The 11740-nt window shown below is 64.5% G+C and carries 12 protein-coding genes; 11 read left to right on the top strand and 1 reads right to left on the bottom strand.

Translation table 11 applies throughout. The features are described 5' to 3' along the window. Positions 1-20: 20 nt before the first annotated feature. The 8 genes from K0O64_RS29255 to K0O64_RS30230 all read left to right on the top strand — a co-directional run bounded on the left by K0O64_RS29255 (position 21) and on the right by K0O64_RS30230 (position 8044). Positions 21-1592 carry a glycosyltransferase family 87 protein gene (locus K0O64_RS29255; protein WP_225933799.1) on the top strand — a complete coding sequence of 524 codons (1572 nt, stop codon included), beginning with the start codon at positions 21-23 and terminating at the stop codon, positions 1590-1592. Further along, positions 1561-2199, top strand: coding sequence for a DJ-1/PfpI family protein (locus K0O64_RS29250; protein WP_096312601.1), 639 nt, complete (start codon positions 1561-1563; stop codon positions 2197-2199). The genes K0O64_RS29255 and K0O64_RS29250 overlap by 32 nt, the downstream gene beginning before the upstream one ends. Before the next feature lie 111 nt (positions 2200-2310). Continuing rightward, on the top strand, positions 2311-2601 hold the full coding sequence (gene rpsF / locus K0O64_RS29245; protein WP_036342207.1) for a 30S ribosomal protein S6: 291 nt from the start codon (positions 2311-2313) through the stop codon (positions 2599-2601). 102 nt (positions 2602-2703) lie between these two features. Then, on the top strand, positions 2704-3219 hold the full coding sequence (locus K0O64_RS29240) for a single-stranded DNA-binding protein (RefSeq protein ID WP_071948374.1): 516 nt from the start codon (positions 2704-2706) through the stop codon (positions 3217-3219). 63 nt (positions 3220-3282) lie between these two features. After that, complete coding sequence (rpsR, locus tag K0O64_RS29235) at positions 3283-3537, top strand: 30S ribosomal protein S18 (protein WP_005142196.1); 255 nt, start codon at positions 3283-3285, stop codon at positions 3535-3537. 17 nt (positions 3538-3554) lie between these two features. Continuing rightward, positions 3555-4013 (top strand): 50S ribosomal protein L9, encoded by a 459-nt coding sequence (gene rplI, locus K0O64_RS29230; protein WP_071948375.1) that lies wholly within the window; start codon positions 3555-3557, stop codon positions 4011-4013. 482 nt (positions 4014-4495) lie between these two features. Beyond that, the gene (gene dnaB, locus K0O64_RS30235) at positions 4496-6754 is read left to right on the top strand and encodes a replicative DNA helicase (RefSeq protein WP_096312600.1); all 2259 of its coding nucleotides are present in this window, start codon (positions 4496-4498) and stop codon (positions 6752-6754) included. Between the two features lie 6 nt (positions 6755-6760). Next, a complete protein-coding gene (locus K0O64_RS30230) occupies positions 6761-8044 on the top strand; it encodes an LAGLIDADG family homing endonuclease (RefSeq protein WP_096312599.1) in 1284 nt (427 codons plus the stop codon). A gap of 7 nt (positions 8045-8051) precedes the next feature. Here the strand turns inward: K0O64_RS30230 and K0O64_RS29215 are convergent, their stop codons facing one another. Then, positions 8052-8699 (bottom strand): transcriptional regulator, encoded by a 648-nt coding sequence (locus K0O64_RS29215; protein ID WP_096313064.1) that lies wholly within the window; start codon positions 8697-8699, stop codon positions 8052-8054. A 122-nt stretch (positions 8700-8821) separates the two neighbouring features. Between K0O64_RS29215 and K0O64_RS29210 the strand changes: the two genes are divergently transcribed. The 3 genes from K0O64_RS29210 to K0O64_RS29200 are packed head-to-tail and all read left to right on the top strand — an operon-like array spanning position 8822 to position 11734. Beyond that, positions 8822-9490: a hypothetical protein gene (locus K0O64_RS29210; RefSeq protein WP_096312598.1), complete on the top strand. Its 669-nt coding sequence runs from the start codon at positions 8822-8824 to the stop codon at positions 9488-9490. A gap of 22 nt (positions 9491-9512) precedes the next feature. Continuing rightward, positions 9513-10298 carry an SDR family NAD(P)-dependent oxidoreductase gene (locus K0O64_RS29205; RefSeq protein ID WP_099973843.1) on the top strand — a complete coding sequence of 262 codons (786 nt, stop codon included), beginning with the start codon at positions 9513-9515 and terminating at the stop codon, positions 10296-10298. Beyond that, entirely contained in the window at positions 10295-11734 is a 1440-nt protein-coding gene (locus tag K0O64_RS29200) for a cytochrome P450 (protein ID WP_096312597.1), read from the top strand. The genes K0O64_RS29205 and K0O64_RS29200 overlap by 4 nt, the downstream gene beginning before the upstream one ends. Positions 11735-11740: the final 6 nt, after the last annotated feature.

The following is an 11740-nucleotide window of genomic DNA, read 5'->3' as shown; positions in this document are numbered from 1 at the left end:
GCAGCGCGGATGACCGTGACATGCCAAGCCGCACAGACTCTTTGGGTGCGGCACTGTCGGAGGTGGTCGGCGGCCCGGTGGGTCGCCACGCACTGATCGGCCGGACGCGGATCTTCACCCCGTTGCGGGTCATGTTCTTGATGGCGCTGGTGGTCCTGGCGCTGGGCTGGTCGACGAAGGCGCCGTGCCTGCAGACCACCGGGACCGGCACCCCGGATCAGCGGGTGGCGAACTGGCAGAATCAGCGCGCCTACTTCGAGCTGTGCTACTCCGACACTGTCCCGCTGTACGGGGCGGAGTTGTTGAGCCAGGGCCGATTCCCGTACAAGTCGAGCTGGATCGAGACCGACTCGAGCGGGCGGCCGCAGATTCGGTATGACGGCAAGCCCGCGGTCCGCTACATGGAGTATCCGGTGCTGACCGGGGTGTACCAGTACGTGTCGATGGCATTGGCCAAGACCTACACGGCGGTGGCGAAGATGGTGTCGCTGCCGGTCGTCGCCGAAGTGGTGATGTTCTTCAACTTCGCGGCGATCGGGCTCGCGCTCGCCTGGCTGACGACGGTATGGGCGACATCGTGGTTGGCGGGCCGGCGCGTGTGGGACGCCGCGCTGGTGGCCGCATCGCCGGTGCTGATCTTCCAGATCTTCACCAATTTCGACGCGCTGGCAACGGCTTTGGCGGTGGGCGGCCTGTTGGCATGGGCGCGGAAGAAGCCGGTGCTGGCCGGCATCCTGATCGGGCTCGGCGTGGCTGCCAAGTTGTATCCGGCGCTGCTGCTGTTGCCGTTGGTCGTGCTGGCGATCCGCACCGACCGGATGCCGGAGGCCGCTAAGACTGTGGTGGCGGCGGTCGGTGCCTGGTTTGTGGTCAATCTTCCCGTGATGGCGCTGTTTCCGCGGGGCTGGTCGGAGTTCTTCCGGCTCAACTCCCGCCGCGGTGACGACATGGATTCGCTGTACAACGTGGTGAAGTCGTTCACCGGCTGGAACGGTTTCGACGCGAAGCTGGGGTTTTGGGAGCCGCCGGTAATTCTCAACACATTCGTCGCCGTGGTGTTCGTGTTGTGCTGTGCGGCAATCGCTTACATCGCGCTGACCGCGCCACAGCGGCCTCGGGTGGCACAGCTGGCGTTCCTGACGGTGGCGGCGTTCCTGTTGGTGAACAAGGTGTGGAGCCCGCAGTTCTCGCTGTGGTTGGTGCCGCTGGCGGTGCTCGCCCTGCCGCAGCGTCGAATTCTGTTGGCGTGGATGACCATCGACATGCTGGTCTGGGTACCGCGGATGTACTACCTGTACGGCGAGGCCAACAAGGGTCTGCCCGAGCAGTGGTTCACCGCCACGGTGCTGTTGCGGGATATCGCGGTCGCGGTCCTCATGGTGTTGGTGGTCCGCCAGATCTACCGGCCCGAACTGGACCTGGTGCGCTGGAATGGCCGCGTGGACGATCCGGCCGGGGGAGTGTTCGACGGCGCCGAAGACGCGCTGCCGAAGTGGTTTCCGCGGTGGCTGCGTCCGCGCGAAGCGGCTGCCGAGGCGCCGGAGGAACAAGAGGCACCGGATGCAAATCGCGATAGCACTGTTCCCGCGTAACACCGCACTGGATGCGATCGGGCCGTACGAGGTGCTGCAGCGGATCCCGTCGATCGACGTCGTCTTCGTCGGGCATCGGCGCGGTGAGGTTCGCAGCGACAACGGCATGCTGGGGCTGACCGTCGACGCCACCTTCGACGAAGTCACCGCACCGGATGTATTGGTATTTCCCGGCGGGATCGGCACCCGGACCCTCGTCAACGACACCGAGGTGCTCCACTGGGTGCGCGAGGTGCACAACCACACCACCTTCACCACGTCGGTGTGCACCGGCAGCCTGGTGTTGGCCGCGGCGGGACTGTTGACCGGGCTGACCGCAGGCACGCATTGGCGGGCCACCGAGTTGTTGGAGTCCTTCGGCGCGATCTACACCCCGCAGCGGGTCGTCGAGCATCTGCCCGAGCGCATCATCACCGCGGCCGGGGTGTCCAGCGGCATCGATATGGCGTTGCGGCTGGTCGAGCTGCTGATCGGGCGCCGGGCCGCGGAGGCCAGCCAGCTGATGATCGAGTACGACCCGCAGCCCCCGTTCCACGCCGGCGCGGTGGATCAGGTCTCGGATGCCACCTTGCAGCTGGCGGTGGAGTACTACGGTCGGCGGAACTGATTTCGCTGATCAGCCTGCTCTCCGGTAGCCTGTGCAGGTTGCCGACGCAGGCGACCCTTCTGCCACGGATACACCGTGGCCGCTACGACCATAGGAGGTGATGAGGTTCCCATGCGTCCATACGAAATCATGGTCATCCTTGACCCCACTCTCGACGAGCGCACCGTAGCCCCGTCGCTGGAGACGTTCCTGAACGTCATCCGGAGTGACGGCGGTTCGGTCGACAAGGTCGACATCTGGGGCCGGCGCCGTCTGGCCTACGAAATCGCCAAGCATGCCGAGGGCATCTACGCCGTCGTCGATGTGAAGGCCGAACCGGCCACCGTGTCCGAGCTCGATCGTCAGCTGAACCTGAATGAGTCCGTGCTGCGGACCAAGGTGATGCGGACCGACAAGCACTGAGTCCGCAGCGACTCAATCCGCTCCAGTGGATAACCTCGCCGCGCGTCGGAGCTCTTACGTAGGCTTCGCGGTGAATCCATCCGCCTATGCCAGGAGGACCTTGTGGCCGGTGACACGACCATCACCGTCGTCGGAAACCTGACCGCCGACCCCGAACTTCGGTTCACCCCGTCCGGTGCCGCCGTCGCCAACTTCACGGTGGCGTCGACCCCGCGCATGTTCGACCGTCAGACCAACGAGTGGAAAGACGGCGAGGCGCTGTTCCTGCGCTGCAACATCTGGCGTGAGGCGGCCGAGAACGTGGCCGAGAGCCTCACCCGCGGCTCGCGGGTGATCGTCCAGGGCCGGCTGAAGCAGCGGTCCTTCGAAACCCGCGAGGGTGAGAAGCGCACCGTCGTGGAGCTCGAGGTCGACGAGATCGGCCCGTCGCTGCGGTATGCCACCGCCAAGGTCAACAAGGCCTCGCGCAGTGGTGGTGGGGGCGGCGGCTTCGGCGGAGGCGGCGGTGGCGGAGGCTCCCGTCCGCAGGCGGCCAGTGAGCCCACCAACGACGATCCCTGGGGCAGCGCCCCGGCGTCGGGCTCGTTCGCCGGCGGCGACGACGAACCGCCCTTCTAATACCCAACGAAAACCTTTGTGCGCCAAGGGCGCGCCAGTGTGAAGAACGAGAGAGATTGACCCATGGCCAAGACCAACAAGCGGCGTCCCGCACCGGAAAAGCCGGTCAAGACCCGCAAGTGCGTGTTCTGCTCCAAGAAGGGGCAGGACATCGACTACAAGGACACGCAGCTGCTGCGCACCTACATCAGCGAGCGGGGCAAGATCCGCGCTCGCCGGGTGACCGGTAACTGCGTGCAGCACCAGCGCGACATCGCGATCGCCGTCAAGAACGCGCGCGAGGTTGCCTTGCTGCCGTTCACCTCGGCGGCACGGTAGAGAACGGACGTATCGACATGAAGCTCATCCTGACTGCCGAGGTCGACCACCTCGGCGTGGCCGGTGACACCGTCGAGGTGAAAGACGGCTACGGACGCAACTACTTGCTGCCGCGCGGCCTGGCCATCGTGGCCTCGCGCGGAGCCCAGAAGCAGGCCGACGAGATCCGTCGCGCCCGCGAGACCAAGACCGTGCGCGACCGTGAGCACGCCGACGAGATCAAGGCCGCCATCACCGCGCTGGGTTCGATCCAGCTGCCGGTGAAGTCCGCCGCGGACTCGGGCAAGCTGTTCGGTTCGGTGACCGCCAACGACATCGTCGGGGCGATCAAGAAGGCCGGCGGACCCAGCCTGGACAAGCGCACCGTGCAGCTGCCCAAGGCACACATCAAGGCGACTGGCGCCCACACCGTCGGTGTGCATTTGCACCCCGAGGTGAACGTCGACATCACCGTCGACGTCGTGCCCCAGAGTTAGCCGTCTGCGTCAATTCCCCGGGTGGTGGCCGTTCGCGGCCGCACCCGGGGAATTGCTGTATTTCTGGCGAACACATTCCGGCGGGGTCGCCACAGCTAATCTAACCGGCCGTTAACCTGGCGCATAACCTCCGGCAACACAACACGCCCGAGATCGCAACCGGACCCGACACGCCGGTGAACTTGCCATCCACAACGCACAACCGGCGCTACCCTGCGTTTAGCTGGGCAGATAACCCAAAAATGGCCGATGATCCACAGGTTCTCCCCAACGACTCAACACCCCTTTCCCCAGCTATCCACAAACCACTAACAGGTTGATGAACAGCCCCGGTTTCCGACGGCCCCAGCAACGTCTAGCGTGAGCCGTCGGCGGTGCCGATCATCATCGCGACGCCAAGTACTTGTCGGGGGCGTGGGGTACACCTCTGATAGTGCATCGAACATGAGTTCGACGGATAAAGAGGAGGTGGGGGCAGCCCAATGGCGGTCGTCGACGATCTCGGTCAGCCCGGGATGGATAGCCCTCCTCCCTCTGAGGACTTTGGCCGCCAGCCACCCCAGGACCTCGCCGCCGAACAATCGGTGTTGGGCGGCATGCTGCTGTCCAAGGACGCCATCGCCGACGTGTTGGAGCGGCTGCGCCCGGGTGACTTCTACCGCCCGGCCCACCAGAACGTCTACGACGCGATCCTCGACCTGTACGGGCGCGGTGAGCCGGCAGACGCCGTTACCGTCGCCGCGGAGCTGGACCGTCGCGGGCTGCTGCGCCGCATCGGCGGGGCGCCGTATCTGCACACCCTGATCTCGACCGTGCCGACCGCTGCCAACGCCGGGTACTACGCGGGCATCGTGGCGGAGAAGGCGTTGTTGCGCCGCCTCGTGGAGGCCGGCACGCGGGTGGTGCAGTACGGCTATGCCGGCGCCGAGGGCGCCGATGTCAACGAGATTGTGGACCGCGCGCAAGCCGAGATCTATGACGTGACGGAGCGCCGGACCACTGAGGACTTTCTTCCGCTGGAAGACCTTCTGCAGCCGACGATGGACGAGATCGATGCCATCGCCTCGCAGGGCGGTGTCTCGCGCGGTGTGCCGACGGGCTTCACCGAACTCGACGAGCTCACCAACGGATTGCATCCGGGTCAGATGATCGTGGTGGCGGCCAGGCCCGGTATGGGCAAGGCGTTGGGCCTCGATACGCCCCTGCCGACTCCGACGGGCTGGACCACGATGGGCGAGGTCAAGGTCGGGGACTACCTGATCGACGCAAACGGCCGCCCCACGCGCGTCGTCGCTGCAACTGACGTCATGGTGGGCCGGCCGTGCTATGAGGTCGAGTTCTCCGATGGCACAGTGCTTATCGCGGATGCTGAACATCAATGGCTGACGGAGACGCGGGCATCGATGCAAGTGTGTGCTGCGGTTCGGACGACGCGGGAGATCGCCGCGACTCTTCGTTGCCCGACCCAAGACCACCGGCTGAACCACTCGGTGACAAATGCCAAGCCATTGCAGGCTGCCGACTCCGACTTGCCGGTCCCGCCGTACACTTTGGGCGCATGGCTCGGTCGCGGGATCCTCGACGGTGATCCGGAAGTGGTCATGCGGGTCGAAGCCGAGGGTGCTGATGTCGATGCGCTTGACGCCAAGCACATCGCGGTCGAGTACTTGCGGGCCTCTGAGAGTCAGCGGCGTGCTCTCCTGGCCGGCTTGTTGGATGCTGCCGGAACCGTGAAGGCCGGTGGGGCCGTCCAACTAGGGTTCACCGACCGGCAACTGGCGGATGACGCGTTCGAGCTGATCGTCAGCCTTGGTTACCGCTGCCACCGCGCAGAAGGCCCGACTGGCTGCATTCTGAACTTTTCGACCGATGACTCTGTTTTTCAGATCCCTCGAAAAGCGCTGGCCCACAAGGAACAATGGGCCGGCCGTCCGGTACGGGTTTCGTCGCGATTCATCACAGATGTCCGGCCGATTGCGAGCGTTCCGGTGCGGTGCGTCGAGGTGGACAACGACGCGCACCTGTATTTGGCTGGGCGAGCGATGATCCCGACTCACAACTCGACGCTGGGCCTCGACTTCATGCGGTCATGCTCCATCAAGAACCGGCTGCCAAGCATCGTGTTCTCACTGGAAATGAGCAAGTCCGAGATCGTCATGCGCCTTCTCTCGGCCGAGGCCAAGATCAAGCTGGCCGACATGCGGTCCGGCCGGATGACCGACGACGACTGGACCCGCCTAGCCCGCCGCATGAGCGAAATCAGCGAAGCGCCTTTGTATATCGATGATTCGCCGAACCTGACGATGATGGAGATTCGCGCGAAAGCGCGCCGGCTGCACCAGAAGGCTGGACTGCGGCTGATCGTTCTCGACTACCTGCAGCTGATGACATCGGGCAAGAAGGTTGAGTCTCGGCAGCAGGAAGTCTCTGAATTCTCAAGGCAGATCAAGCTTTTGGCGAAGGAGCTGGAGGTCCCGGTAGTCGCGATGAGCCAGCTGAACCGCGGTCCCGAGCAGCGCACGGACAAGAAGCCAATGTTAGCTGATCTAAGGGAAAGCGGATCGATCGAGCAAGATGCGGACATGGTGATTTTGCTGCACCGCCCCGACGCGTTCGAGACTGACGACCCACGTGGCGGTGAAGCCGACCTGATCGTCGCCAAACACCGTGCAGGACCGACTCGTACAGTCACCGTCGCACATCAGCTACACTTGTCCCGCTTCACGAACATGGCGCGCTAGGCCCTGATGGCACTGGCGGCATCCGCGCGGATCCTCCGGGCCGACAACGGCTCTGAGATGACGATCGGTGAGCTAGCACTGAGTGGCGAGTGTCCGGTTGTTTGGTCGATGGGCCACCGCAAGCGAATGGTGGCGAGGGACGTCGCTGGCGTGGCTGCCAGCCGCCATGCCGAGGTATTCCGTCTACGATTGGCCTCTGGCCGTGAGGTAGACGCTACTGGCGATCAATTATTGATGACCCTCGATGGTCCAATCACGTTGATAGGCGCTTCGATTGGGGACCGTATCGCGGTGGCGCGCCGCGTTCCGGATCCGCTCCATCCACAACGGATGGTCGACGCTGAAGTTATCCTCTTGGCCCACATGATCGGAGATGGTTCATGCGTCAAGCGCCAGCCGATACGCTACGCGAGCATTGATGAGGAGAGTCTCGCGGCCGTCAGCATCGCCGCGCGGCACTTCGGCGTTACGGCGATTCGGGACGACTATCCCGCTGCTCGGGTGACTACGCTCCGCTTGCCAGCGCCCTATCACCTGACTCATGGCAAGCGCAATCCCATTGCGGCGTGGCTTGACGGGCTTGGCCTGTTCGGCTTACGAAGCTACGAAAAGTTCGTTCCCGCAGGAATCTTCGCGCTCTCTGAAGTCAAGGTCGGCTTGTTCTTGAGGCATCTCTGGGCGACGGACGGGCATGTGAGTTGGGATTCACGTGCTGGCGGCGGCAAATTGTATTACGCCTCGACCAGCCGACGGCTTATCGACGATGTCGCGCAACTGCTGCTGCGCTTCGAAGTCTTTTCGCGGATCAAACGGGTACGAAAGGCCGGATACCGGGACGGTTGGCACCTCTGTATCTATGGCGCCGAGAACCAATTGCGGTTCTTGCGGCACATCGGAGTTCATGGCGCGAAGGACGCCGCAGCCGAGGCGCTGATCACCAAACTAGAAGTCGTGCAACGTAACACGAACCTAGACACAATCCCCGCGGCCGTATGGACCAGCGTTCGCTCAGTGATGGCTGAGAACGCCATCACGCAGCGGCAATTCGCGGCTGCGATGAATTCCCGCTTCTGCGGATCCGCTATGTGGAAGCGCTCACCGAGCCGCGGCCGGCTACACAACGTCGCCATAGTCCTCGAAGATCGCCACCTTCACGACCTGGCCACCAGCGACGTGTTCTGGGACGAGATCGTGGAGATCACCAGCCTCGGTGAGCAAGACGTCTACGACATATCCGTCGATGGCGCGGACAACGTGATAGCTCAGGCAATCGTCGCGCACACGGGGTAGCCGCGAATCAGGCTCGCCCGCGCGCGATTTCGGCCGCACCATTGCCGGTGATCAGCCACAGCGTGGCGAGTTGTGCGATGAGCTCGTCCAGCGTGACGTCAATGGCGCCGTTCACCCAGGCCAGGATCGCATCGGCGGAGCCGCCCACGATGAACGCCGGCGCGACCTTCGCCAGCGGATCACGTTCCAGCGCAACGTCGTGCACTCTGCGCCCATGTTCGATCAACACTCCGGTGAGATCATGCATCACCGCAACGCGATGATCGAGAAACGCTGACGACGCGGCGACCCCGCCCAGCAACACCCGCGCTCGCCGCGGGTCTTCGACGAGAGTGCGGACCGCAGCACTGACCCCGACAAACGCTTGGTATTCCAGCGGTTGACCCTCGGTTCCCGCCACGGCGGCCAGCGTCGCCTCCCGCACGTCGTCGGCGATCGCATCGACGACCGCGGCGGCCAGCGCATCGAGATCGGTGAAGCTCTCGTAGAAGTACCGCTTGTTCAGGCCGGCGGCGGCGCACACCTTGTCGACGGTGGCCGTCCGCCACTCATTCGCCGCCATGATGTCGAGCGCTGTCTCACGCAAGCTCGCCTGACGAGCCGTTCGGCGCGCGTCGGCCGTCCGACCGCCATACGAGCGCTGCGCAGCGGGCATCGGTAGATCGTCGCACTCGACGGGCGGCGATCCATCCGGGGCCGTTGACATCACCCCCACATTCTGGCACGGTTTCGAACCAGATGATTTAGGCACGATTTCGTGCCAAAAGAGGAGATGCAATGACCGCCGCTGCCACCTACATCGAGGACACACCACCAGCGACGACCTCAGTGCTGAACGATCTGAGGCAACTGGCGCTGACGTCGCCCACCCTCGCGCGTCGACAGGGCTGGGACTACCTCCGCGAACTCGGAGACGCGGGCCGGCGCGACCAGCTGCAAGCCTTATTCGGCCGCGGCCGCTCCCCCGATGGACCCCAGGGCGCCCTCGAAGGGCTGATCGTCGGGAACCTCTTCGGAATCCCCGAAGCGCACCTGGCGAATCCGCTGATGAAGATCGATCCGATCTGGCGCGGCAAGACGTTCGACGCCACCACCGGATTCAACAGACTCTCCCCGCTGTCCCGACTCGCGATGCCGGTCATCGCGCCCCTCTACCGCGGACTGCGGCGTGCCGGAAACGAGATGATGGGCTTCCACTTCAACCACCGCATCGAGACTGCAGCCATCGCACCGTACGTCGAAGTCCGCGCACTCGACTACGGCCCAAGCGGCTACCGCAACCCCAGCGTCCGAACCTTCCCCATCAAGCGCACCCGCGACGAGATCGTGGAACTGCTGCCCGGCCTGTACCTGGGACGCGCACTCTTGACGATGCGCAGCGGTGAAATTCGCTTGATCGCCTACTTCGCGCTGCGCGACTTCGCCGACGAGGTCGAGCCGTCATGATCGATCTCGACGGTGCTGTCGTCTGTGTGATACCGGAGGAGCTCGGGGCATCGGGCGGGCGACGGCCGCTGCCCTCGCCGCCCGCGGAGCACACGTATGGATCGGAGACCTCGACCTTGAGGAGGCCGAACGGGCGGCGGCCGACATCGGCGCACGAGCCGCGCACCTTGACGTCACCGACGAGAAGAGCGTCGCCGGTTTCCATAGCGCTGCAAGCGAATCAGGCCCGATCGACATGCTGGTCAACAACGCGGGCATCCAGTACATGGGCCACTTCGTCGACCAGAAGCTCGCCGCCTATCACCGCGACGTCGCCGTCAACCTCATCGGCGTCATCAACGGACTGCACGTCTTCCTGCCCGGCATGGTGAACCGCGATCGGGGACACATCGTCAACGTCGCGTCCATGGCGGCCAAGGTGACGACGCCCGGAATCTCGGTGTATTGCGCCACCAAGTATGCGGTCGCGGCGTTATCCCGGTCGCTGCGTGCCGAACTCGCCGACACGGCGGTCACACTCACCACAGTGTTGCCGACCGCGGTACACACCGAGCTGACCGCAGGCGTCACGCTCGACCTGTTACCTACTCGCCAGCCCGAGCAGATCGCCGCGGTGATCGCAGACAGCGCGGTCAAACCACGCGACGAGATCACTGTCCCTCGCTGGCTGGCACCGATCGGCGCCATCGAAGAGATGACGCCGGAACCCTTGCTGCGCTGGCTCAAACAGGTCGCCACCCGATACGAGCCGCCCGGCCACTACGACGAGGAACGGCGCCGCGCTTATCTGGAGCGGATCGACCGATGACGACGTTGAACCGAGCGGAAGCGAAACACCTCCTTCAATCGGCGGCCGCGTCGCTGACGTCTCGGTTCCCGAGTCCTGCCCGCCCACTTGCGGATCCACCAGTTGGCTCAGGCCTCAAACCCGTGATGGGCAACTACGGAGCTCCGGTGTTGGGCCACGTCTTGAGCTCGATGACACAGCCGCTCGACTTCGCGCGAAGCCGATACGACAAGTACGGGCCCGTCTCGTGGGCGGGCGGGGTGGGATTCAAGGTCGTCACCTTGCTAGGTCCCGATGCGCTGGAACGCGTGTGGATCAACCGGGACAAAGCCTTCTCCAGCGAACGCGGGTGGGCTCCCGTCATCGGGCCGTTCTTCCACCGCGGGATCATGCTTCTCGACTTCGCCGAGCATCGGGACCACCGGCGCATCATGCAACAAGCCTTCACCCGCTCGGCTCTCGATGGATACCTCGAGCTGATGCGGCCGGGTATCGCGCGCGACGTGGACACATGGCCTGCCGCACAGAGCTTTCCGTGCTATCCCATGGTCAAGCGCCTCTTGCTCAGGCAAGCCGCCGAAGTGTTCGTGGGCACCTCACTCGGCGCGGAAACCGACCGCCTACTGAGCGACTTCCACGACACCGTGTGTGGCGGCCAAGCCGTCATCCGTGCGGACGTGCCCGGCGGCGCCTGGGCGCGCGGCATGCGCGCCCGCGAGCGCTTGCAGCGCTACTTCTACGAACAGCTTCCGGCACGCAAGCAGGGCGACGGCACGGACCTGTTCTCCATGCTGTGTCGCAGCGAATCCGACGACGGCGCTCGATTCAGCGACGCCGACATCGTCAACCACATGATCTTTCTCCTGATGGCGGCCCACGACACCACAGCGATCGCATTATCGATGCTGATCTTCGAATTGGGCCGAAACCGACTGTGGCAGGACCTATTACGTGACGAAGCGATCGCCAAGCCCAACCCAGCGCTCACGATCGCCGACTTGGACGGCTATCCGGCACTCGACGCCGCCTTCAACGAGGTCCTGCGCATGTACGCCCCCGCCGGGACGCTGTTTCGTCAGACGATGCGCGACACCGAGATCCTGGGCCATTTCGTTCCCCGCAAGACGCAGGTCGCCGTCAACGTGTACGCCTCGATGCGGCTGGCCGACTGGTTTCCCAATCCGGACACATTCGACCCCGGACGCTTCACCGCGGGCGCTGACCCGGGGCTTGTTCACCGCTACGCGTTCGCGCCGTTCGGGGGCGGAGCCCACAAGTGCATCGGCCAGCAGTTCGCGGACATGTCGGTGAAAGTGACCATGCATCATCTGCTCCGCAACTTCCGCTGGTCGGTGCCGCGCGGATACCAACCGACGATGACGTGGGGGACCGGGCCGACACCGGCCGACGGCCTCCCAATAGATCTCACCCATACTCTCGGCTCAGTGTCAAGGTGAAGTCGC

It is taken from the genome of Mycolicibacterium pallens (genome assembly GCF_019456675.1).
GTDB lineage: Bacteria > Actinomycetota > Actinomycetes > Mycobacteriales > Mycobacteriaceae > Mycobacterium > Mycobacterium crocinum.
This window is presented reverse-complemented; position numbering and strand designations above follow the sequence as displayed.

Bases quoted from the DNA above. Each gene is read 5' to 3' on its own strand.
- K0O64_RS29250 (WP_096312601.1), top strand. From the start codon at position 1,561: ATGCAAATCGCGATAGCACTGTTCCCGCGTAACACCGCACTGGATGCG.
- K0O64_RS29215 (WP_096313064.1), bottom strand. From the start codon at position 8,699: ATGCCCGCTGCGCAGCGCTCGTATGGCGGTCGGACGGCCGACGCGCGC.
- K0O64_RS30230 (WP_096312599.1), top strand. From the start codon at position 6,761: ATGGCACTGGCGGCATCCGCGCGGATCCTCCGGGCCGACAACGGCTCT.
- rpsF (WP_036342207.1), top strand. From the start codon at position 2,311: ATGCGTCCATACGAAATCATGGTCATCCTTGACCCCACTCTCGACGAG.
- K0O64_RS29255 (WP_225933799.1), top strand. From the start codon at position 21: ATGCCAAGCCGCACAGACTCTTTGGGTGCGGCACTGTCGGAGGTGGTC.
- K0O64_RS29210 (WP_096312598.1), top strand. From the start codon at position 8,822: ATGACCGCCGCTGCCACCTACATCGAGGACACACCACCAGCGACGACC.
- K0O64_RS29200 (WP_096312597.1), top strand. From the start codon at position 10,295: ATGACGACGTTGAACCGAGCGGAAGCGAAACACCTCCTTCAATCGGCG.
- rpsR (WP_005142196.1), top strand. From the start codon at position 3,283: ATGGCCAAGACCAACAAGCGGCGTCCCGCACCGGAAAAGCCGGTCAAG.
- rplI (WP_071948375.1), top strand. From the start codon at position 3,555: ATGAAGCTCATCCTGACTGCCGAGGTCGACCACCTCGGCGTGGCCGGT.
- dnaB (WP_096312600.1), top strand. From the start codon at position 4,496: ATGGCGGTCGTCGACGATCTCGGTCAGCCCGGGATGGATAGCCCTCCT.